This is a genomic window from Pantoea sp. 18059, assembly GCF_902706165.1.
GTDB lineage: Bacteria > Pseudomonadota > Gammaproteobacteria > Enterobacterales > Enterobacteriaceae > Pantoea > Pantoea agglomerans.
This window is the reverse complement of the sequence record NZ_CACSJS010000006.1, coordinates 32,386-54,390: the sequence shown is the minus strand read 5'-3', so window position 1 is coordinate 54,390 and position 22,005 is coordinate 32,386. Positions and strand designations below refer to the sequence as shown.

The following is a 22,005-nucleotide window of genomic DNA, read 5'->3' as shown; positions in this document are numbered from 1 at the left end:
TTGTGATTATTATTTCAAAGTTGCACATCAATCATCTAAATGGGGTCATCAATGGCAGCGGAAAAAATTGCGGTCACGCGGGAGACGTTCGATAACGTTATTTTGCCTGTTTATGCACCTGCGCAGTTCGTGCCGGTAAAAGGCAAGGGCAGTCGTGTATGGGATCAGCAGGGCAAAGAGTATATCGATTTCTCAGGTGGTATCGCCGTCACCGCACTTGGACACTGCCATCCTGCGCTGGTGGAGACGCTGAAAAGTCAGGGCGAGACGCTGTGGCACACCAGCAACGTCTTCACCAACGAACCGGCGCTGCGTCTTGCCAGTAAGTTAATTCAGGCGACCTTTGCCGAGCGGGTCTTCTTCGCTAACTCCGGGGCCGAAGCCAACGAGGCCGCCTTTAAGCTGGCGCGCTACTACGCCTGCAAACGTCACAGCCCATTCAAAAGTAAGATTATCGCCTTTCATAACGCCTTTCATGGCCGGACGCTGTTTACCGTCACGGTCGGAGGACAGCCAAAATATTCTGATGGGTTCGGGCCTAAACCGGCGGATATCGTTCATGTGCCGTTCAATGATCTGAACGCAGTGAAAGCAGTGATTGACGATCATACCTGCGCCATTGTGGTTGAACCGATTCAGGGTGAGGGCGGCGTCGTGCCCGCAACGCAGGAGTTTATGCAGGGACTGCGTGAGCTTTGCGATCAGCATCAGGCGCTGCTGGTGCTGGATGAAGTGCAGAGCGGCATGGGGCGCAGCGGCAAGCTGTTCGCCTATGAGCATTATGGCATCCAGCCCGATATTCTGACCTCAGCCAAAGCGCTGGGCGGCGGTTTCCCGGTCAGCGCCATGCTGACCACTAACGAGATCGCCTCGACCATGGCGCCGGGCGTGCATGGCACCACCTATGGCGGCAATCCACTCGCCTGCGCCATCGCCGAAACTGCGCTCGATATTATCAATACGCCGGATGTGCTGGCAGGCGTTGAGACACGTCGTCAGCACTTTGTCACGGCGCTGCAGGCCATCGATGCGAAGTATGATCTCTTCAGCGATATTCGCGGCAAGGGTCTGCTGATTGGCGCGGCGCTGAAACCGCAGCATGCCGGTAAAGCACGCGACATCCTGAATGCCGCGGCCGCAGAAGGCGTGATGGTGCTGGTTGCCGGCACCGACGTGATGCGTTTTGCCCCGTCACTGATCATTGAGCCTGCCGACATCGAAGAGGGCATAAGTCGCTTCGCCACGGCCGTCGGCAATGTGCTCAACGGCTAGCTTAGTTTTTACGTAAGCGTCTGATCAGCCAGCGGCCATGTTGCGGCCGCTGGTTCCACGCCAGCGATGAAATGGTGTACATCACGCTCAGATGGTCGAGAATGCGCCGCACATGCTGCTCCACCACCGTGATCGGTCCCTCACTGATGTTCTCCAGCTCATCCAGCAGGTTAACCTGTGAGCTTTCACCATCATATTCCAGCCGCTGCTGACACCGCTGCAGCGCGATTTCACAGGATTGCAGGTAACGCTCAGCCAGCGAGGCAGTGAGCATGGTGTGCTCCCGCGCCAGAATCGTCATGGCGTTGATATGCTCGACGATAAACTGGCTGTGCGTGACCCAAAGCCGCATATCACTCAGATAGCGGGAGTTGAACGCGGGTTCCTGCATCGCCTGATTCAGTGAGTTAAACAGCGCATTGTGTGCCTGATTGACCTTCACGCGCTGATAAGCCAGTTTCTCTGGTGACTGTTCGTCACCCAGCAACAGCCGCAGCGCATCCTGATAGGTTTCCAGTGCGTCGTGGGCGTTCTGCCGCAGCAAGCCGCTCTGCCACTGCGGCCACAGCCAGAGCATCCCGCCAAAGGCGATCAGACAACCCATCAGCGTATCCATGAGTCGCGGCAGCAGAAACTGCGCGCCATTCAGCGACAGCAACTGCAGCGAGTAAACCGCCGTGACCGTAAAGCCAATCATCGACCAGCCATAAAACTGGCGGGTAAAGCGATAGCTGATAAAGGTAATCGCCAGCATGATCAGCAGCACCAGCGACTCCGGCACCGCCATGCGCAGCGTGGCGGCCGCGATCACCAGACCGGCAAAAGTGCCCAGCGCCCGGTGCTGAATGCGGACACGGGTAGCGCTGTAGCCGTTCTGGCTGACGAACATGATGGTCATCAGGATCCAGTAGGGTTTGGGGATGTTGAAGAACAGCGCCAGCGCGCTGCCCAGCATCAGCATCACCGCAAAGCGGCCGGCAGTGCGCAGGGCCGATGAGCGAAACGAGAGATAACTGCGCAGTGCCGGTAACAGCGGCAGACGGCGCTGGCGGTCAGCCATCAGATCGCGCTGATAAAGGGGTTTCTGGGTGCGCAGAACCCGCGCAATACGGTTGAAGTGGTAAAGGCAGAAGTTACCCACCGGATTGTCGGGATGCTGATGGGCGATTTTCTCCAGCGCGCCGAGCTGTTTATCCATCGCAAAGCGATCGGGTAGCTGGTGATAGAGAATGTTATCCGCCAGCACCCGCAACCGGGCCGAGATGGTTTTGGCATTCCAGCGGATCACCGCTTCGGCGTGGCTCTGTTCGACCAGCTTCTGCACCTCTTCCGGCCGATGCAGGCTGACCGAGATATGTTCCTGCAGATCCAGCGCCACCTGAAAGGCGCGCGTCAGCCGTTTATGGCTGTGATCGCGGCTTGCCGACAGCATATGCATCTGCTGATAACAGGTGTTAATCAGATCGACCACTTTCTGCTGACGAGCCAGCAGCGGCGGCAGCGCCTTTTCTGGATCGGTCAGCTGCGTCAGCATGGTATATTTTGCGTCGCAGTAGTTAGCCAGCTCGCGATAGATCAGGCTCAGGCTTTCGCGCATTGGCTGCTCTTTCCACAGCCAGAACCAGAACCAGTTAAAGAGCCCGTACCATAGCGTGCCGCCGATATAGAGCAGCGGGGGAACATAGATTGGCATGCGGCCAATCAGGCTCAGGGTAAAGATGGCGGCAATCAGGGTGCCGGGCAGCAGACGACCATGCAGCGGGCTGATCTCCCCGGTAACGCCGAGCAATAAGGGCATGGCAAACAGAATCAGCGGCAGCGGAATAGCATGCAGGGTGAGCCACTGCATCAGAAAGCTGCCGAGGGCAAACAGGCTGCCGCCAACAATCAGGCGTTTGAAGAAGCGTTTATGCGGGGTATCCAGACCGGCGATGTTGCAGCAGGCGGGCACTAATGAGAACAGCAGACCTTTTTGCAGGTCGCCAGCCAGCCAGCCCAGCGCCACCGGCAGACAGAGCACCAGCGTTTGCCGCAAGGCGTAGTTAACTTCAGGATGGTAAATAATTCGACGCCACATCGGCCCAACACAAACAATAACGGCGTGATGTTGCCATCACGCCGTGGGTAACAGGAATTAGCGGGTGCCGTAAACGACGATGGTTTTGCCGTGTGCGGAGATCAGGTTCTGATCTTCCAGCATCTTCAAAATACGGCCCACGGTTTCACGTGAACAACCAACAATCTGGCCAATTTCCTGACGAGTGATTTTAATTTGCATGCCGTCGGGATGCGTCATGGCATCTGGCTGCTTCGCCAGGTTGAGCAGGGTCTGTGCAATGCGTCCGGTTACGTCGAGGAAAGCGAGGTTACCCACTTTTTCAGACGTCACCTGCAGGCGACGCGCCATCTGCGATGAGAGTCGCATCAGGATGTCAGGGTTAACCTGGATCAGCTGACGGAATTTCTTGTAAGAAATTTCCGCCACTTCGCACGCGCTTTTCGCACGTACCCAGGCGCTGCGCTCCTGGCCTTCTTCGAACAGGCCAAGTTCACCAATAAAATCGCCCTGATTCAGGTAGGAAAGAATCATCTCTTTGCCTTCTTCATCTTTAATCAGAACCGCAACGGAACCTTTCACGATGTAGTAAAGCGTTTCTGCTTTTTCACCTTGGTGAATCAGCGTACTTTTGGATGGATACTTGTGAATATGGCAATGGGACAGGAACCATTCGAGTGTAGGGTCTGTTTGCGGTTTGCCGAGAACCATTCGCTATTATCCTCTGTTGTAATCGTGCCCAAAATACAGGGGGCAGTTTTCCCTGTCAGGCGGTGAAAGCTTCAAGCGTTTCCATTTCAGGAAATTATTCGGGCCGCATCAGGCGCAGTGCGCATCATCCTTCCCGGCTTCGTCATCGGGTGACGAAAAATATTTTCAGCACTGTTTGTAGCACAGCTTTTGCCGACTGTCTTCTGTTGTCTCGCTTCAGCTACGGGCGGATTTCTCTGGATTGCTGTTTACCAGGCGAAAGCGTACTCTGGCGACAAAACAGCGTATTCCGGAGCAAAAATCATGCAGGCAAGAGTGAAATGGGTAGAAGGGCTGACATTCCTCGGAGAATCCTCATCCGGCCATCAGATACTGATGGATGGAAATTCGGGTGATAAAGCGCCCAGCCCAATGGAGATGGTGCTGATGGCGGCGGGCGGATGCAGCGCGATTGACGTGGTATCAATTCTGCAAAAAGGCCGAAACGATGTGGCTGATTGTGAAGTAAAACTGACCTCAGAACGTCGTGAAGAGGCGCCGCGAATCTTTACGCACATCAACCTGCATTTTATCGTGAGTGGTAAAGCCCTCCAGGATAAAGCGGTCTCACGCGCTGTGGATCTTTCTGCTGAAAAATATTGCTCTGTGGCCATCATGCTGGGTAAAGGCGTCAACATTACGCATAGCTATGAAGTGATCGAACTTTAGTACCCGCAGGGATCTTTTAAGGTCGCGGGCAAAATCTGTCGTGCTCTGCTGTCAGACTGTGCCTGCGCTGGGAACCGGGTCAGATCGGAAAGTCGCTTAAGCCAATCCCTGGCCGCTCGGCCCGCGCGATTACGCACCTCATCCCTGAGGTGCGCCCGTAGCCGGGCCAACGCGTTGCGTTGTTCAAAAACGCTCCCGGCGTTTTTGTCCCAGGCGCGGGACGCTTTCCTCTTCTGACCCGGTTCCCAGCGTGTTGAACTTATCTATTGCTGCCAGATTCTTGCTGCCCAGGCGTTGTCTGTAGCGACCTTCCTGAAACCGGATGCGGTTGCCGGACGTGAAGCGAAGGGAGCATATACCTGTAGCAAAGCATCGCGGGCCAGGGATGGCCCGCGCTGAGCCTGCCAGGGATGGCGGTTTTGCGTCTTTGCGAAAGGTTTATGCTCCCTGAAGCCTGCTCAGCGGTAAGTCTTTAGCCGCAGGAAAGCCAGTTTTACCATGTTTGTGAAAGACATCTGCTCTCAGAGCGGTTTTTGCTGGCCTCTTACTCTATTCGCTTGCCTTCCATCAGCCGCTTCACCAGCGGACCCATGATCAACTCCATCGCCAGACCCATTTTGCCGCCAGGCACCACCAGCGTATTGATGTGCGAGATAAACGAGCCCTGCAGCATCGCCAGCAGGTAGGGGAGGTCGATATCTTCCAGCGCCTGGAAGTGGATCACCACAAAGCTCTCATCCAGTGACGGAATAGCGCGGGCAGCGAACGGGTTTGAGGTATCGACCGTCGGGACGCGCTGAAAGTTGAGGTGAGTGCGTGAGAACTGTGGTGTGATGAAGTTGATGTAATCTTCCATCGAGCGCACTACCGAATCCATGACCGCTTCACGTGAATGGCCGCGCTCGCCAGTGTCGCGCACCAGCTTCTGTATCCACTCCAGATTCACAATCGGCACCACGCCAACCAGCAGATCAACCTGTTCTGCTACGTTGTGCTGCGCCGTCACCACGCCGCCGTGCAGCCCTTCGTAGAAGAGAATATCGGTGTTCTGCGGCAGCGGTTGCCACGGCGTAAAGGTGCCGGGCACCTGATTCCACGGCACCGCTTCATCGTAGGTATGCAGATATTTACGCGACTGGCCCTGTCCGCTCTGACCATACTCTTTAAAGCTCTGCTCCAGCAGGCCAAAGTCATTGGCTTCCGGGCCGAAGTAGCTGACATGACGTCCTAAATCGCGCGCCTTACGAATCGCCATATCCATTTCAGGGCGGGTAAAGCGGTGAAAACTGTCACCTTCCAGCTCCGCCGCATGAAGATCGAGCTGCTGAAAGATTTTGCGAAACGCCACGCTGGTGGTGGTGGTTCCTGCACCGCTGGAACCAGTCACCGCGATAATGGGATGACGTGCAGACATAGAAAAGCTCCCTGTGAGGTCGGGCAATAGGCATTGTTAACACGAAATGCCGTTGGGTGCATCAGCCACGAAATTCTTTGCGCGGCATGATATTGACCGATTCGTGCAGTTCCGACCACACCAGTACCACTTCACCCGTTTCCAGCTGACGTCGCACATCGGCCACCTTGTCGATCAGGCTGCGTTCCTGCTCGCCATAGTCCGTGCCTTCGCGCAGCACAAAGGTTTCAATCAGATTTTCAAGGGTCTCAGGTGAGACCTGTTGCCAGGGAATAATCACGAGTTCAGTTATCCAGAAAAGGGGCGATCCACTGGGGGATACGCTGTTCCAGCCACATTTCAGGCTGGCGTAATGTCCCACCAACAAAACCTACATGGCCGCCGTGTGGTGTCAGTTGATAAGTAATAGTGGCAGATAATTGGCTGCTGTGCGGGATCACCTCATCACTCATAAAAGGATCATCTTTGGCGTGAATGATCAGCAGCGGTTTCTCTGCGTGCTTCAGCCAGGGCATGGCGCTGGCACGATGATAGTAATCGGCCGCATCCAGAAAACCGTGGGCGCGGGCGGTAATGGCATCATCAAAGTCGCGCAGTCGACGTAGCGCTTTCAGCTGCGCCAGATTGACCGGCAGCGTATCCGGCCAGGCGTGCAGTTTACGGCGGGCATTTTTCTTGAGCTGCGCCAGCAAATAGTATTGATAGACGCGTGAGAAGCCGCGTTCCAGTTTTACGCTACAGGGCTCCAGCAGCAGCGGAGCGGAGACAATGACACCCGCGTCTACCTCAGCGGCTGCGCCCTGCTGGCCCAGCAGGCAGCCCAGCATGTTACCGCCCAGCGAGAAACCGACCGCCGCGGTGGGTACGCGGCCCCAGCGGGTGCGCAGCCAGTGCAGAAAAAAACGGGCATCTTCGGTTTCGCCGGAGTGATAGATGCGGTTGAGCCGATTCGGTTCGCCGCTGCAGCCGCGAAAATGCATCACCACCGCCAGCCAGCCGCGCGCGCGGCAGATCGCCATCAGTCCATGAATATAAGGGCTGTGAAAACTGCCCTCCAGCCCATGAAACAGCACCACGCGCGGTTTATGCTGCGCGAACTGCGGATCTTCACTCCAGGCGAGATCGACGAAGTCGCCATCCGGCAGGTCGAGACGTTGCCAGTGGGGATCGCCCGCGATACGACGACGTAGCAGGCGCGGCAGCAGGGTCTGCAGGTGCGCATTACGCAGACTCTCAGGAGGCGTGAAGTGCTCGTTTTCCGGTCCGGTAAATTTCATGTGGTAAAAGCTTGTCTGTTCCATATCACACTGTTAGCTTCGATAAGTTTTTTCTTGCAGGGTAAGGAGTACCCGATTGCCATGGAACTGAGTCTTTTCTTATCAATGTTGGGATTTCTTTGGGTCGCGGCCATTACGCCCGGGCCTAATAATATGTTACTCACCGCTTCGGGTGCTAATTTTGGCTTTATGCGCACCATTCCGCTGATGATTGGCATCATGATCGGAATGCAGGTGATGCTGCTGATGGTGGCCTTTGGCGTCGGCGGGCTGATCCTGCTCTATCCTTCGCTTCACCTGGTGCTGAAAATCGCCGGTAGCCTCTATCTGCTCTGGCTGGCATGGAAAATCGCTACCGCCAGTTATGAGAAGCTGGAAACCGATCAGGCGCCGGATGCGCCGATGCCCTTCTGGCAGGGCGGCTTGTTGCAGTTGATTAATCCCAAGGCCTGGCTGATGGCGCTGGGCGCGGTCGCCAGCTTCAGCCTGGCCGGTGACGCGTATCGCCATTCAGTGATGGCGATAAGCATCGGCATGTTTCTGGTTAATCTGGTGTCGGGTGTTATCTGGATGGGATTTGGTGCGATGATCGGCCGCATTCTGCGCAGCCGTCGCGCCTGGAAAATCTTTAACCTCGCCATGGGGCTGCTGACCGCCGCCTGCGTGCTGTTAATCTGGCACTGAGTCAGCTGGATGCGCGTTCAACGCGCGTCCACGGCAGCACCTCGCGGATGACTGGCGCATTAGCATTGCGGATCTTCTGCAGCAGCAATTGCACGCTACGCGCGCCCAGCTGGTTCATCGGCTGCTCGATGGTCGTCAGCGGCGGATTCAGGCTGCGGGTAAACGACACGCCATCAAACCCGACCACCGCCAGATCTTCCGGCACGCGCAGACCCGCTTCCAGCGCCGCATGCACCACGCCTACCGCCAGCACATCTGAAACCGCGAACACCGCATCCGGCGGTTCCGGCAGCGCCATCAACTCCCTCAGCCCCTGACTGCCCGCCTCACAGGAGATTTCGTAAGTGTAGGAGACGCCGGACCAGACATACCCCAGCTCCTCAATCGCCTGCCGGTAGCCCTTTTCACGATGATGCGAGTAAAGGTAACGCATGTCGCCATTGATCAGCCCGATGCGTTTACGCCCTTTACCGGCAAGGTAATGGACGGTGTCGCGCGCGGCTTCAAGGTGATCAATGCTGACCGAGGAGGCGGGAATATCCGGATCAAATTCGCAGCACTGTACCCAGGGCGCCCCGGCAATGAGCGCCTGCAAATCCTGTAAACCGGAGGCCGCATCCATAGTAATTACGCCATCCACCACTTTTCCGGTCAGCAGGGAGAGATAGGCGGCTTCACGCTGGAGCTGCGAGGCGGAGTTACAGAGCAGGATGTGATAGCCGTGCAGTTCCGCTTCGGCCTCGATGCCCTGAACCACGCGTGAACAGAAGGGATTGGTGATATCCGAGATCAGCACCAGCAGCATGTTGCTTTGCGACGTACGCAGCTGACGCGCCAGTAAGTTGGGCTGATAGTCGCAGGCAGAGATTGCCGCCAGAACTTTCTCACGCGTATCGGGCTTCACGCCGGGATGCGCGTTGAGAACCCGCGATACCGTGGCTTTGGAGACGCCAGCCAGCTGAGCGACTTTCTCGATCGACATCGGATTCAGAAACCTTAACAGGCAATAATTGGGAACGCATATGAATAGCACAGGGACAATGTGAGCGCCTGACATTTTTGCTTACTTTAGCTATTTTCAGCATTTGCGATTTTTAACTTTGTTTTGCAGATAGTGATCTAAGAACTTATTTCTATTAGGGATAATTTTTAATTCCTTTATGAAACTATAGCGCGCAGAGACACTGCCTCCACTATAAAAACGGTGGGGTAGTGATCATGGCAGCAACACGTTTAACTTTTTTAGCCGCAGCGCTGGCGCTGCTGGCGTTTCGGGCTGATGCGGTCAATGTCACCGTGGCTTACCAGACCTCGGCTGAGCCGGCGAAAGTGGCGCAGGCTGACAACAGCTTTGCGAAAGAGAGCGGGGCCAGCGTTGACTGGCGCAAGTTTGACAGCGGCGCCGGGGTATTACGTGCGATGGCGTCCGGTGACGTCCAGATTGGCAATATCGGTTCCAGCCCGTTAGCGGTTGCGGCGGCGCAGAAGCTGCCGATTGAAGCCTTTTTACTCGCCTCTCAGCTGGGCAACTCTGAAGCGCTGGTGGTGAAGAAGAACATCACTACGCCCAAAGATTTAATTGGCAAACGCATCGCGGTGCCGTTCATCTCCACCACCCACTACAGCCTGCTGGCTGCGCTGAAACACTGGGGCATCAAACCGTCACAGGTACAACTGGTCAATCTGCAGCCGCCAGCGATTATTGCTGCCTGGCAGCGTGGCGACATTGATGGCGCTTACGTCTGGGCACCGGCGGTTAATGAGCTGGAAAAAGAGGGCAAGGTGTTAACCGACTCTGCGGAAGTGGGAAGCTGGGGATCGCCGACGCTGGATGTCTGGGTGGTACGCAAAGATTTTGCTCAGCAGCATCCGGAGATCGTGACTGCTTTTGCCCGCAGCGCGCTTGACGCGCAGCAGGCCTACCTGAACAGCCCCGACAGCTGGCTGAAACAGTCCGATAACCTCAGCAAACTCTCTCGCCTCAGCGGTGTGCCGGAAGCACAGGTGCCCGGTCTGGTGAAGGGCAATACCTACCTCACGGCGCAGCAGCAGGTTGAGCAACTGGGCAAACCGGTCAATAAAGCGATCGTCGATACCGCGCAGTTTCTGAAAGCACAGGGCCGGGTGCCGCAGGCGGATAACGACTACAGCAGCTATGTGACCTCCCGTTTCGTCGAGCCATTAGTTAAACCTTAAGGAGGCACTATGCTGCGCATCGCTCACCTTAATGCCCGTTATGCCGGACAGCCGGTGTTGCAGGATATCAATCTGCAGCTGGATAGCCATGAACTGCTGGTGGTGCTCGGCCCCTCCGGCTGCGGCAAAACCACACTGCTCAATCTGGTTGCCGGTTTCCTGCCGGTGGAGTCGGGCAGCATCACGCTGGATAACCAGCCGGTGACCGGGCCTGGTGCGGAGCGCGGCGTGGTGTTTCAGCATGAAGGATTACTGCCGTGGCGCAACGTGCTGGATAACGTCGCCTTTGGCCTGCAGCTGGCGGGGATGTCACGCCCGGATCGCGACGCGATTGCCCGCCGGTTAATCAGGCAGGTGGGGCTTGAAGGTGCGGAAAAGCGCGCCATCTGGCAGTTGTCCGGTGGTCAGCGTCAGCGGGTGGGCATTGCGCGTGCGCTGGCTACCGATCCACAACTGCTATTGCTGGATGAGCCTTTCGGCGCACTGGATGCCTTTACCCGAGAGCAGATGCAAACCCTGCTGCTGACGCTGTGGCGCGACAGCGGTAAACAGATTCTGTTGATTACGCACGACATAGAAGAGGCGATTTTCCTGGCCAGCGAACTGATTCTGCTGTCGCCAGGACCGGGCCGCATCGTAGAGCGGCTGCGTCCTGGCTTTGGTCAGCGCTTTGCCGCGGGAGAGTCGTGCCGCAGCATCAAATCCGATCCGCAGTTTATCGCCCAGCGCGAGTATGTGCTGAGCCGGGTCTTTGATCAGCGGGAGGCGTTTGCATGAGTGCACTCATCAATGACAAGTCTCTGCCGGTGCGCCGTCGTTTGCGCTGGCCGTTTTCAACCGCCTTCACGCTGAGCATGCTGAGTCTCTCTTTGCTGTTGCTGATCTGGTGGGGCGTGACCGCGCTGGGCCTGATTGCCCCGCTGTTCCTGCCGTCGCCGCAGCAGGTGTTAAGCAAGCTGCTGCTGATTGCCAGCTCGCAGGGCTTTATGGATGCCACGCTGTGGCAGCATCTGGCCGCCAGCCTGACACGAATGCTGATTGCGCTGACTGCCGCTGCCGCCATCGGTATTCCTGTAGGGATCCTGATGGGCCTCAGCCCGGTCGCTCGCGGGTTGCTCGATCCTCTGATTGAACTCTATCGTCCGATTCCGCCACTCGCCTATCTGCCATTGATGGTGATCTGGTTCGGCATTGGTGAAACCTCGAAAATCCTGCTGATCTATCTGGCGATTTTCGCGCCGGTGACGCTCTCCACCCTGGCCGGCGTGCGTAACACGCAGCAGGTCCGACTGCGTGCGGCGCGCTCGCTGGGGGCTAATCGCTGGCAACTGCTGCGCTGGGTGATTCTGCCAGGCGCGTTGCCGGAGATCCTCACCGGTCTGCGCATCGGTCTGGGGGTTGGCTGGTCAACGCTGGTGGCCGCTGAGCTGATTGCTGCCACGCGGGGTCTGGGTTTTATGGTGCAGTCAGCAGGAGAATTCCTCGCCACCGATGTGGTGCTGGCGGGTATCGCGGTAATCGCCTTTATTGCTTTTAGCTTAGAACTCGGGCTCCGCGCGTTGCAGCGCCGTCTGACGCCCTGGAGTGGAGAACAATCATGAACGAACGTCTCAGTTTTACCCCGCTTGGCCCGTACATTGGCGCGCAGGTCTCAAACCTGGATGTGTCTCGCCCATTGAGTGATGCTCAGTTTGAGCAGCTTTATCATGGCCTGCTTCGTCATCAGGTGCTGTTTCTGCGTGACCAGAAAATAACGCCGGAACAGCACCGCGCGCTGGCAATCCGCTTTGGCGATCTGCATATCCATCCGGTCTATCCGCATGCGGAAGGCGTCGAGGAGATTATCGTGCTGGATACCCATCAGGATAATCCGTCGGATAATGACAACTGGCATACCGATGTCACCTTTATTGATACGCCGCCAGCGATCGCCTTGCTGGCCTCGAAGGTGTTACCGGAGTCGGGGGGTGACACGCTCTGGACCAGCGGCATTGCGGCTTACGAAGCGCTCTCTGAACCCTTTAAGCAGCTGCTGGCAGGTCTCCATGCCGAGCATGATTTCAAAAAGTCATTCCAGGAGTATAAGTACCGGAAAACCGAGGAGGAGCATCAGCGCTGGCAGCAGGCGGTAGCAAAACATCCGCCGGTGCAGCATCCGGTCATCCGCACCCATCCGGTCAGCGGCAAAAAAGCGCTGTTTGTGAATGAGGGCTTTACCACGCGGATCGTCGATTTAAGCGAGAAAGAGAGTGATGCGGTGCTGGGCTTTCTGTTTGCGCACGCCACCAAACCGGAGTTTCAGGTGCGCTGGCGCTGGCAGCCAGACGATCTGGCTATCTGGGATAATCGGGTCACGCAGCATTATGCCAATGCTGATTACTATCCTGCCCGGCGCATCATGCAGCGGGCAACGGTGCTGGGCGATAAACCCCGTTAAAAGAGAATCTCCCCGCTCGCGGGGAGATTTTTTTATGAGGCCATAATCTGTTCGAGCTGTTCCTGCGCTTCCAGCCACGCCATCTCTACCTCTTCCAGCGCAGATTTGCTCTCCGCCTGACGCTGCAGCGCGGTGGTCAGGTCCGCTTTACGGCTCTGTTCATAGATAGCGCTGTCTGAGAGCTGAGCTTCGGCTTCGGCCAGCTGGCTCTGCCATTTGCTCATCTGCTTTTCCAGCTTCTCTATCTCTTTGCGCAGCGGCTGCGTCTGGGTGCGCAGTTCAGCATCACGACGCTTCTGGTCTTTACGCGCCTGGGCACTGTTGCCGTTATCCTGCTTCGGCGCGGCATCCTGTTGCGCCTGCTGCTTCTGCAGATCGCTCAGCCACTTCTGATAATCTTCGAGATCGCCTTCAAACACATCCACTTTGCCATCATGCACCAGATAGAGATCGTCGGTGGTCGCGCGCAGCAGATGTCGGTCGTGCGATACCACGACCAGCGCACCTTCGAAGTCGATCAACGCTTCGGTCAGCGCCTGGCGCATATCGAGATCGAGATGGTTGGTGGGTTCATCCAGCAGCAGCAGGTTAGGGCGCTGCCAGACAATCAGCGCCAGCACCAGTCGCGCTTTCTCTCCGCCGGAGAAGCGCTCAGTGATTTCAGTGACTTTATCGCCGCGGAAATCGAAGCCCCCCAGATAGTCGCGCAGCTGCTGTTCCAGCACCTCAGGCGCAATACGCGACAGATGCTGCAGCGGTGACTCATCGGCTCGCAGATACTCCAGCTGATGCTGAGCGAAGTAACCAAGCTTGATCCCTTTCGCCAGACCCATCTTGCCGTCCATCGCCTCCAGCTCACCCGCCAGCAGCTTAATCAGGGTCGATTTACCGGCACCGTTACGTCCCAGCAGGCCGATGCGCGAGCCGGGGACCAGGTTGAGCTTGATGGCGTCGAGAATAATACGGTCGCCATAACCCGCAGTGACCTTCTCCATCTTCATCAGTGGATTAGGCAGGTTCTCCGGCTTGCGGAAAGTGAAGCTGAATGGGTTATCGACATGGGCGGGCGCAATCATCTCCATGCGCTCCAGCATCTTGATGCGGCTCTGCGCCTGCTTCGCCTTGGTGGCCTGGGCACGGAAGCGATCAATGTAGCTGTGCAGGTGCGCCACTTTCTCCTGCTGGCTCTCATACAGCGACTGCTGCTGAGCCAGTTTGGCGACGCGCTGCCGCTCAAAGGAGCTGTAGTTGCCGGTATATTCGAACATCGACTCCTGTTCGATATGAATAATTTTGTCGATGACGGGATCGAGGAAATCACGATCGTGCGAAATCAGAATCAGCGTGCCTTCATAACTCTTCAGCCAGCGCTCCAGCCAGATCACCGCATCGAGATCGAGGTGGTTGGTCGGTTCATCCAGCAGCAGCAGATCGGAACGGCAAATCAGCGCCTGTGCCAGGTTGAGGCGCATGCGCCAGCCACCCGAGAAGTCGCTGACCGGGCGTTGCAACTGTTCCTGACTGAAGCCCAGACCATGCAGCAGGCTTGAGGCGCGCGCATGGATGCTCCACGCCTGCACCGCGTCCAGCTTGCCATGCAGCAGCGCGATGGCATTGCCATCGTCACGCAGATTGGCGTCCGCCAGTTCTGCTTCAAGCTGGCGAAACTGGCGATCGCCATCAATCACGTACTCCAGCGCGGCTTTATCCAGCGCAGGGGTTTCCTGATTCACCCAGGCCAGCGCCCAGTGAGTGGGGAAAGTGACGGTACCGGCATCGCTGGTGATTTCACCTTTTAACAGCGACAGCAGCGTGGATTTTCCACAGCCGTTTTTACCCACCAGCCCGACCTTCTGGCCGGGATTAATGGTGGCGGTGGCATTATCGAGCAGGACGCGGATGCCGCGGCGAATTTGTAAGGCTGAGAAGACAATCATGTAAGCGCCGTATCGTCAGAATATGTTAATTTACTGGCAACATAATGAGATTTTGCTGCGTCGTGCATGGTAGCGGAAAACCGCACCAATGACGACGCTTTGGAGGGAAAGGATGTCGCAGCCACCCAGGGTTTTGCTGCTTTATGCTCATCCGGAATCACAGGATTCGATCGCCAATCGGATTCTGCTGCAGCCGGCTCAGGCACTGGAACACGTTACCGTGCACGATCTGTACGCGACCTATCCGGATTTTTTTATCGATATTCACCATGAACAACAGCTGCTGCGTGAACATGATGTCATCATTTTTCAGCATCCGCTCTATACCTATAGCTGTCCGGCGCTGCTGAAAGAGTGGCTGGACAGAGTTCTGTCGCGCGGTTTCGCCAATGGCGTGGATGGCAATGCGCTGGAAGGAAAGTACTGGCGCAGCGTCGTCACCACCGGAGAACCGGAAAGTGCCTTCAGACATCAGGGTCTGAACCGCTATTCGCTCAATGACATTATGCGTCCTTTTGAGCTGACCGCGCAGATGTGCCGTATGCACTGGATGCCGCCGATGATCGTCTACTGGGCGCGTCGTCAGAGTCCTGAATTAATGAAAAATTACGCCCGCGCCTATGGCGACTGGCTGGCGGCACCGCTGCCGAATGGAGGGGTATAGATGGAAGGGCAAACGCTGCTGACCGCCGGGGTGATTTATCTGGTCGCGGCGGTATTGATTGTACCGGTGGCGGCTCGCCTCGGTATTGGTGCAGTTCTGGGCTATCTGGTGGCGGGTATCGCTATCGGCCCGTGGGGATTAGGCTTTATCAGCGACGTCGACGAGATTCTGCACTTCTCTGAGCTCGGCGTGGTGTTCCTGATGTTTATTATCGGGCTGGAGCTGAACCCGGCAAAGCTGTGGGCGCTGCGCCGCTCCATTTTTGGCGTCGGCGCGGCGCAGGTGATCTTCTCAGCGGCGATTCTGGGCGGCTTATTGTGGCTGACCAACTTTAGCTGGCAGGCTGCGATCATTGGCGGGATTGGTCTGGCGATGTCCTCGACCGCCATGGCCCTGCAGCTGATGATGGATAAAGGCATGAACCGCAGCGAAGCGGGGCAACTGGGCTTTTCGGTGTTGCTGTTTCAGGATATCGCGGTGATCCCAGCCCTGGCGCTGATCCCGCTGCTGGCCGGAACCGACAGCGGTCATATCGACTGGATGAAGGTCGGCATGAAAGTACTGGCGTTTGCCGGCATGCTGGTAGGCGGACGCTATCTGCTGCGGCCTATCTTCCGTTACATCGCTGCGTCGGGCGTGCGCGAAGTCTTTACCGCCGCTTCGCTGCTGCTGGTGCTGGGCTCGGCGCTGTTTATGGATGCGCTGGGTCTGTCGATGGCGCTGGGGACCTTTATTGCCGGGATCCTGCTGGCGGAGAGCGAGTACCGGCATGAGCTGGAAGTCGCCATCGACCCGTTTAAAGGTTTACTGCTGGGCCTGTTCTTTATTTCGGTTGGCATGGCGCTCAACCTCGGTGTGCTCTATACCCATATTGTGACCATCCTGCTGGGCGTCGTGACGCTGGTGGCGGTGAAAACGCTGGTGCTCTATCTGCTGGCGCGCATTTACGGCTTGCGCAGCTCTGAGCGGCAGCAGTTTGCTGGCGTGCTGAGTCAGGGGGGCGAGTTCGCCTTTGTGCTCTTTTCCGCGGCCTCCTCGGCAAAGCTGTTCTCTGGCGATCAACTGCCGATGCTGCTGGTGACGGTAACCCTGTCGATGATGACCACACCGCTGCTGATGAAGGGAATCGATCGTCTGCTGGCACGCCGCTTCAATGAGCCGGATGACGAGGCAGAGAAACACTTTGTCGAAGACGATCAGCCGCAGGTGATTGTGGTGGGCTTTGGTCGGTTCGGGCAGGTGGTGGGGCGTTTGCTGATGGCGAATAACAAACGCATCACCGTGCTTGAGCGCGACATCAGTGCAGTCAGTCTGATGCGGAAATATGGCTATAAGGTCTATTACGGCGACGCCACCGAACTGGAGTTGCTGCGGGCAGCCGGTGCGGCCAGCGCTCAGGCGATTGTGATCACCTGTAACGAGCCCGAAGATGTGATGACGATTGTACATCTGTGCCAGCAGCATTTTCCGCAGTTGCAGATTCAGGCGCGCGCCAGGGGCCGTGTAGAAGCGCATGAACTGCTTCAGGCGGGCGTCACGCAGTTCTCGCGTGAGACCTTCTCCAGTGCGCTGGAGCTGGGACGTAAGACGCTGATGACGCTGGGGATGCATCCGCATCAGGCGCATCGCGCCCAGCAGTATTTCCGCCATCTTGATATGCGGATGCTGCGCGAGCTGATGCCCAATCTCTCTGAAAGCGCGCAGGCTTCGCGCGTCCGTGAAGCGCGGCGTGAACTGGAAGATATCTTCCAGCGTGAAATGCAGCGCGAAAAGCGGCAGATCGACGGCTGGGACGATGATGAATAACCTCTTTAAACAGGCAGAAGCTAATGCGTAAACGTTTTATTGCTGGTGCGACATGCCCGCACTGCCAGGAGAAGGACACGCTGGCAATGTGGCGTGAAAATAATGTCGATGTGGTGGAGTGCGTGAAGTGTGGTCACCAGATGCGTGAGGCCGATAAGCAGGCGCGCGATCAGGTTCGCACTAATGAGCAGGTTATCGGTATTTTTCATCCTGAGTAGCGGAATGGCGCAGCTTTTTTTACGCCTGGACTTACAGCGGGATTGAATTCCGTTACAATTGTCGCCATTAACGCTGTAGTCGCAAGAGAAAGTGAAAACCCTCTTGTACTCAGCCCCGAACCTTTCTGGTTGGTGTTATTGCACGAAAGAATAGACCAATGAGACGGGATCTCAGCTCTCAACGGTTAGGAGATATCATGAAAGTAGCAAAAGACCTGGTGGTAAGCCTGGCCTATCAGGTACGTACAGAAGACGGCGTGTTAGTTGACGAGTCACCGGTGAGTGCACCGTTAGACTACCTGCACGGTCATGGTTCCCTGATTTCTGGTCTGGAAAATGCGCTGGAAAACCACATTGCCGGCGACAAGTTTGACGTGCATATCCCGGCAAACGATGCCTACGGTCAGTATGACGATAACCTGGTGCAGCGCGTTCCTAAAGACGTCTTCATGGGCGTTGACGAACTGCAGGTTGGCATGCGCTTCCTGGCAGAAACCGATCAGGGCCCGGTACCGGTAGAAATCACCGAAGTGGAAGATGATCACGTCGTGGTTGATGGTAACCACATGCTGGCGGGTCAGAACCTGAACTTCAACGTTGAAGTGGTTGCTATCCGCGAAGCCACGCCGGAAGAACTGGCTCATGGCCACGTTCACGGTGCAGATGGCCATCATCATGACCACGATCACGGCCATGATCACGACCACGACCATGATCAGGGTAAAGGCGGTTGTGGCACTGGCGGCTGCGGCTGCAGCCACTAAGTCTCAACAGACCTTTCAAGGCCACCCTCGGGTGGCCTTTCTTTTGGCGCGTATTCTGGTTCTGCCCGGGTAAGCCGGGGCCCGATAGCCCGCGATCAGTAGTGCGGTGGTGGCGTCTCTTCAGATTGTGAGGCGACGATCGATGGCGCATTCGCTTTGAGCTTGTCGGTTAAAATGCGCATCTGCTCACGCATCTTATTCATCTCCAGCTCGTGCTGAACGACCGCGCTGTTCAGCTGATCGATAGTCATCTCCTGAAAGGCCAGTTTGCTCTCCAGCGTCTCCAGACGCTGTTCCCACTCAGATTGTTGCATGACCTGTTCCTCTGTTAAGGTGCGACTCGGGGCGTGATTCTACGATCTGAATGCCAGGAATCACCTGTTTTTTTCACGCCCGGAGGCGTTGCGCTTGAAAAAAGGCAGCGCGGCATCATCTCTGATGAAACTTCCCGATGTTATAAAGGTCGGAGGTTAACCGGGTAATTACATTGTGGGAGTGTTCGACACTGCCACGTAAAGTTATAGTGTGGACCCTGAAGTCCGCAATGTTTCCCGAGGTTAGACGCTTCGGTTTTGGAGAATGGATGAAATCACTGTTTAAAGTCACATTGTTAGCTACCACCATGGCTGTTGCGCTGAATGCTCCGCTGGCAATGGCGGCAGATACCGCTGCGGCGCCACAGGCTGCACCAGCCGCCGCGCCACAGTCTGCGCCTCAGGCACCGAAAAATGCTGCCTTCAAAGATGAAGACCAGCAGTCTGCCTACGCGCTGGGTGCTTCGCTGGGTCGCTACATGGACAACTCCCTGAAGGAGCAGGAAAAACTGGGCATCAAACTGGATAAGCAGCAGCTGATCGCTGGTGTTCAGGATGCATTTGGTGGCAAGAGCAAACTCTCTGATGAAGAGATTGAGCAGACGCTGCAATCCTTTGAAGGCCGCGTGAAAGGCGCAGCCTCAGCGAAAATGGAAAAAGATGCGAAAGAGAACTCTGAAAAGGGCGAAGCTTACGCAACCAAATTTGCTAAAGAGAGCGGCGTGAAGAAAACCGAAAGCGGCCTGCTGTATAAAGTTGAGAAAGAGGGTACCGGCGACGCACCTAAAGACAGCGATACTGTAGTGGTAAACTACAAAGGGACGCTGATTGACGGTACTGAATTCGACAACTCTTATACCCGTGGCGAGCCACTTTCATTCCGTCTGGATGGTGTCATCCCGGGCTGGACTGAAGGTCTGAAGCACGTGAAGAAAGGCGGCAAGATCAAGCTGGTGATCCCACCAAATCTGGCTTACGGCAAAAATGGCGTTCCGGGCATCCCGGCTAACTCCACCCTGGTGTTTGATGTCGAGCTGCTTGATATCAAACCAGCGCCAAAGGCAGATGAAAAAGCACAGGCTCCTGCGCCTGCTGCTGCAGAAAAAGCGCAGTAATCTGCTGACCGCCGCCTCCGGGCGGCGGTTTCATTTCGGCTTCACGACAAACCTCTGGCATAAGCCGACGACATTTGCCAGACTAATGCCTGCCTAATTATCCCAATATTGAGTCTGCCCATAAGCCGCTGTGACAGGCTCCAGCCATTCAGGGTGATACTCTTCAATGTCTAATCCATTCAATCCGGGTGAACTGAGCGACTTCGATCTTCTGGAGCAGCGCCCGTTCGAACAAAGTGATTACGATATTCTGAAATCGTACGAGGCTGTCGTGGATGGCCTGGCGATGTTGATCGGTTCGCATTGTGAAATTGTCCTGCATTCGCTTGAAGATCTTAAGTGTTCGGCCGTGCGTATCGCTAATGGTGAACACACTGGACGTAAAGTCGGTTCGCCTATTACCGATTTAGCCCTGCGTATGCTGCATGATATGCATGGCGCGGACAGTAATGTCTCCCGTGCCTACTTCACACGTGCCAAAAGCGGCGTGCTGATGAAATCGGTCACGATTGCGATTCGTAACCGTCAGCAGCGGGTCATTGGCTTGCTCTGCATCAACATGAACCTTGATGTGCCGTTCTCACAGATCATGTCGACCTTTATGCCGCCCGAGATGCAGCAGGTTGACTCCAACGTCAACTTCGCCAGTTCGGTAGACGATCTGGTGATGCAGACGCTGGAGTTCACCATTGAAGAGGTGAGTGCTGACCGTAATGTATCGAACAACGCCAAGAATCGTCAGATTGTGCTGAACCTGTATGAGAAGGGGATCTTCGACATCAAGGATGCCATCAACCAGGTGGCCGATCGGCTGAATATTTCCAAACACACCGTCTATCTCTATATCCGTCAGTTTAAAAATGGCGACTTCCAGGGGCAGGAGCGGTAATGCGTTACACCCTGCTGGTCACCGGCCCGGCTTACGGTACGCAACAGGCGACCAGTGCCTGGCTGTTTGCCTGCGCACTGCTGACGGCAGGCCATCAGCTTGACAGTGTTTTCTTCTATCGCGAAGGGGTGCTGAACGCTAACCAACTGACGTCGCCCGCCAGTGATGAGTTTGATCTGGTGCGCGCATGGCAGACATTGCATCAGGAGCAGGGTGTGGCACTGAATATTTGTGTGGCGGCCGCGCTGCGTCGTGGCGTCAGCGACCAGCAGGAAGCGGCACGACTCCAGCTGGCGGGCAGTAACCTGCAGCCGGGCTTTACCCTGAGCGGGCTGGGCGCGCTGGCGGAAGCGGCGCTGAGCTGTGAACGCATGGTGCAGTTCTGATGAATCGGGTCGCGTTTGTCTTTACCCGGGCGCCGCACGGCAGCAGCGCAGGACGTGAGGGGCTGGATGCCGCGCTGGCCACGGGCGCGCTCAGTGAGGATATCGGCCTGTTTTTTATCGGTGATGGCGTGCTGCAGCTTAATCTGCACCAGCAACCTGAGACGATTAAGAGCCGTCACTATGCCGCGACCTTTGGCGTGCTGGCACTATATGAGATTGAACACTGCTATCTCTGCCGGACATCGCTGATAGCGCGTGGATTAGAGGTTGACGCTGACCGGTTGCTGGATGTTACGCTACTGGACGCGCCGGCACTGCGACAGACGCTGGCCAGCTACGATCGCATTCTTACTTTTTAAGAGACGTTAATGCTGCATACGTTACTGCACTCACCGGCACACTGTGACCTTGAGAGCCTGCTTTTAATGGCGGGTGCGGGTGATGACCTGCTGCTGTTGCAGGATGGCGTGCTGGCCGCTTTAGCTGGCAGCCACGCATTGATGCGACTGTCAGAGAGCGAAGCGACGCTCTGGGTGCTGGACGAAGATGTCCAGGCTCGCGGTCTCGCTGGACAAATTTCGACCCGTGTGCAGTCAGTAGACTATACTGGGTTTGTCACGCTAACGATCAGGCATCAGCAACAAATGGTCTGGTAATCGGCTAAAACCTGGTTATTTCTTGACACCCCTTTGACTCAGCCCTAAAATTCTGCCTCCTCGTAATTCTACGAGGCGATTTATTACGTGTTTACGAAGCAAAAGCAAATCCAGGAGCTATTTAATGGCAACAGTTAACCAGCTGGTTCGCAAACCACGCGTCCGCAAAGTTGCAAAGAGCAACGTGCCGGCGCTGGAAGCTTGCCCGCAAAAACGTGGCGTTTGTACTCGTGTGTACACCACCACTCCTAAGAAACCAAACTCCGCACTGCGTAAAGTCTGCCGTGTGCGTTTGACCAACGGTTTTGAAGTTACCTCCTACATTGGTGGTGAAGGTCATAACCTGCAGGAACACTCCGTGATCCTGATCCGTGGCGGTCGTGTAAAAGACCTGCCAGGTGTGCGTTACCACACCGTTCGTGGCGCGCTTGACTGCTCAGGTGTTAAAGACCGTAAGCAGGCTCGCTCCAAGTACGGCGTGAAGAAGCCAAAGGCTTAATG

General features: G+C 56.3%; 25 protein-coding genes. 17 read left to right on the top strand and 8 right to left on the bottom strand.

The genetic code is table 11. From position 1 onward, the window contains the following. Positions 1-51: 51 nt before the first annotated feature. The gene (locus GVJ63_RS16000; RefSeq protein WP_159227112.1) at positions 52-1,272 is read left to right on the top strand and encodes an aspartate aminotransferase family protein; all 1,221 of its coding nucleotides are present in this window, start codon (positions 52-54) and stop codon (positions 1,270-1,272) included. Between the two features lies 1 nt (position 1,273). On the opposite strand, the gene GVJ63_RS15995 is transcribed toward GVJ63_RS16000, so the two are convergent. Then, positions 1,274-3,349: a YccS/YhfK family putative transporter gene (locus GVJ63_RS15995; RefSeq protein WP_159227111.1), complete on the bottom strand. Its 2,076-nt coding sequence runs from the start codon at positions 3,347-3,349 to the stop codon at positions 1,274-1,276. Positions 3,350-3,406: 57 nt separating this feature from the next. Continuing rightward, complete coding sequence (gene crp / locus GVJ63_RS15990) at positions 3,407-4,039, bottom strand: cAMP-activated global transcriptional regulator CRP (RefSeq protein ID WP_003852956.1); 633 nt, start codon at positions 4,037-4,039, stop codon at positions 3,407-3,409. A 303-nt stretch (positions 4,040-4,342) separates the two neighbouring features. Here crp and GVJ63_RS15985 point away from each other — a divergent pair, with 303 nt between their 5' ends. Continuing rightward, on the top strand, positions 4,343-4,747 hold the full coding sequence (locus GVJ63_RS15985) for an OsmC family protein (RefSeq protein WP_010253071.1): 405 nt from the start codon (positions 4,343-4,345) through the stop codon (positions 4,745-4,747). Positions 4,748-5,291: 544 nt separating this feature from the next. Here GVJ63_RS15985 and GVJ63_RS15980 read toward each other — a convergent pair. The 3 genes from GVJ63_RS15980 to GVJ63_RS15970 form a co-directional block, all read right to left on the bottom strand. Beyond that, the gene (locus GVJ63_RS15980; RefSeq protein WP_010253068.1) at positions 5,292-6,161 is read right to left on the bottom strand and encodes a phosphoribulokinase; all 870 of its coding nucleotides are present in this window, start codon (positions 6,159-6,161) and stop codon (positions 5,292-5,294) included. A gap of 61 nt (positions 6,162-6,222) precedes the next feature. After that, positions 6,223-6,441, bottom strand: a complete 219-nt coding sequence (locus tag GVJ63_RS15975; protein WP_010253066.1) for a YheU family protein — start codon at positions 6,439-6,441, stop codon at positions 6,223-6,225. Between the two features lie 4 nt (positions 6,442-6,445). Further along, positions 6,446-7,462, bottom strand: coding sequence for a hydrolase (locus tag GVJ63_RS15970; RefSeq protein WP_010253062.1), 1,017 nt, complete (start codon positions 7,460-7,462; stop codon positions 6,446-6,448). A gap of 57 nt (positions 7,463-7,519) precedes the next feature. Here GVJ63_RS15970 and GVJ63_RS15965 point away from each other — a divergent pair, with 57 nt between their 5' ends. Beyond that, complete coding sequence (locus GVJ63_RS15965; RefSeq protein ID WP_010671578.1) at positions 7,520-8,122, top strand: LysE family translocator; 603 nt, start codon at positions 7,520-7,522, stop codon at positions 8,120-8,122. Between the two features lies 1 nt (position 8,123). Here the strand turns inward: GVJ63_RS15965 and GVJ63_RS15960 are convergent, their stop codons facing one another. After that, the gene (locus GVJ63_RS15960; protein ID WP_122889873.1) at positions 8,124-9,104 is read right to left on the bottom strand and encodes a LacI family DNA-binding transcriptional regulator; all 981 of its coding nucleotides are present in this window, start codon (positions 9,102-9,104) and stop codon (positions 8,124-8,126) included. 236 nt (positions 9,105-9,340) lie between these two features. On the opposite strand from GVJ63_RS15960, the gene tauA reads away from it, so the two are divergent. From tauA to tauD, 4 genes are read left to right on the top strand one after another with little or no spacing between them, the layout of a single operon-like run. Then, positions 9,341-10,318, top strand: a complete 978-nt coding sequence (tauA, locus tag GVJ63_RS15955; protein WP_010253052.1) for a taurine ABC transporter substrate-binding protein — start codon at positions 9,341-9,343, stop codon at positions 10,316-10,318. Between the two features lie 9 nt (positions 10,319-10,327). Beyond that, the gene (gene tauB / locus GVJ63_RS15950) at positions 10,328-11,095 is read left to right on the top strand and encodes a taurine ABC transporter ATP-binding subunit (RefSeq protein ID WP_010671580.1); all 768 of its coding nucleotides are present in this window, start codon (positions 10,328-10,330) and stop codon (positions 11,093-11,095) included. After that, positions 11,092-11,919 carry a taurine ABC transporter permease TauC gene (gene tauC / locus GVJ63_RS15945; protein ID WP_159227110.1) on the top strand — a complete coding sequence of 276 codons (828 nt, stop codon included), beginning with the start codon at positions 11,092-11,094 and terminating at the stop codon, positions 11,917-11,919. Before tauB ends, tauC begins: the two co-directional genes overlap by 4 nt. Further along, on the top strand, positions 11,916-12,755 hold the full coding sequence (gene tauD / locus GVJ63_RS15940; protein WP_159227109.1) for a taurine dioxygenase: 840 nt from the start codon (positions 11,916-11,918) through the stop codon (positions 12,753-12,755). The genes tauC and tauD overlap by 4 nt, the downstream gene beginning before the upstream one ends. 32 nt (positions 12,756-12,787) lie before the next feature. Here tauD and GVJ63_RS15935 read toward each other — a convergent pair whose 3' ends face one another. Then, positions 12,788-14,692 (bottom strand): ABC transporter ATP-binding protein, encoded by a 1,905-nt coding sequence (locus GVJ63_RS15935; RefSeq protein ID WP_010671582.1) that lies wholly within the window; start codon positions 14,690-14,692, stop codon positions 12,788-12,790. 112 nt (positions 14,693-14,804) lie between these two features. On the opposite strand from GVJ63_RS15935, the gene kefG reads away from it, so the two are divergent. The 4 genes from kefG (at position 14,805) to slyD (ending at position 18,144) form a co-directional block, all read left to right on the top strand. Further along, on the top strand, positions 14,805-15,356 hold the full coding sequence (gene kefG / locus GVJ63_RS15930; RefSeq protein WP_010253037.1) for a glutathione-regulated potassium-efflux system ancillary protein KefG: 552 nt from the start codon (positions 14,805-14,807) through the stop codon (positions 15,354-15,356). Beyond that, a complete protein-coding gene (gene kefB, locus GVJ63_RS15925) occupies positions 15,357-17,162 on the top strand; it encodes a glutathione-regulated potassium-efflux system protein KefB (protein WP_010253035.1) in 1,806 nt (601 codons plus the stop codon). Between the two features lie 23 nt (positions 17,163-17,185). Next, complete coding sequence (locus GVJ63_RS15920; protein WP_010253033.1) at positions 17,186-17,380, top strand: YheV family putative zinc ribbon protein; 195 nt, start codon at positions 17,186-17,188, stop codon at positions 17,378-17,380. Between the two features lie 197 nt (positions 17,381-17,577). Beyond that, positions 17,578-18,144 (top strand): peptidylprolyl isomerase, encoded by a 567-nt coding sequence (gene slyD / locus GVJ63_RS15915; protein ID WP_010671583.1) that lies wholly within the window; start codon positions 17,578-17,580, stop codon positions 18,142-18,144. 95 nt (positions 18,145-18,239) lie between these two features. On the opposite strand, the gene GVJ63_RS15910 is transcribed toward slyD, so the two are convergent. Beyond that, the gene (locus tag GVJ63_RS15910) at positions 18,240-18,458 is read right to left on the bottom strand and encodes a SlyX family protein (protein WP_010253031.1); all 219 of its coding nucleotides are present in this window, start codon (positions 18,456-18,458) and stop codon (positions 18,240-18,242) included. Positions 18,459-18,727: 269 nt separating this feature from the next. On the opposite strand from GVJ63_RS15910, the gene fkpA reads away from it, so the two are divergent. From fkpA to rpsL, 6 genes are all read left to right on the top strand, one after another. Next, positions 18,728-19,573: an FKBP-type peptidyl-prolyl cis-trans isomerase gene (gene fkpA / locus GVJ63_RS15905; RefSeq protein WP_010253030.1), complete on the top strand. Its 846-nt coding sequence runs from the start codon at positions 18,728-18,730 to the stop codon at positions 19,571-19,573. A 166-nt stretch (positions 19,574-19,739) separates the two neighbouring features. Beyond that, positions 19,740-20,462 (top strand): transcriptional regulator, encoded by a 723-nt coding sequence (locus tag GVJ63_RS15900; RefSeq protein WP_010253029.1) that lies wholly within the window; start codon positions 19,740-19,742, stop codon positions 20,460-20,462. Then, on the top strand, positions 20,462-20,848 hold the full coding sequence (tusD, locus tag GVJ63_RS15895) for a sulfurtransferase complex subunit TusD (protein WP_010671584.1): 387 nt from the start codon (positions 20,462-20,464) through the stop codon (positions 20,846-20,848). Before GVJ63_RS15900 ends, tusD begins: the two co-directional genes overlap by 1 nt. Further along, positions 20,848-21,207 (top strand): sulfurtransferase complex subunit TusC, encoded by a 360-nt coding sequence (gene tusC, locus GVJ63_RS15890; RefSeq protein WP_010253027.1) that lies wholly within the window; start codon positions 20,848-20,850, stop codon positions 21,205-21,207. Before tusD ends, tusC begins: the two co-directional genes overlap by 1 nt. Positions 21,208-21,216: 9 nt before the next feature. Beyond that, positions 21,217-21,504: a sulfurtransferase complex subunit TusB gene (gene tusB / locus GVJ63_RS15885; RefSeq protein WP_010253026.1), complete on the top strand. Its 288-nt coding sequence runs from the start codon at positions 21,217-21,219 to the stop codon at positions 21,502-21,504. 124 nt (positions 21,505-21,628) lie between these two features. Then, positions 21,629-22,003, top strand: coding sequence for a 30S ribosomal protein S12 (gene rpsL / locus GVJ63_RS15880; RefSeq protein WP_003852912.1), 375 nt, complete (start codon positions 21,629-21,631; stop codon positions 22,001-22,003). Positions 22,004-22,005 lie beyond the last annotated feature (2 nt).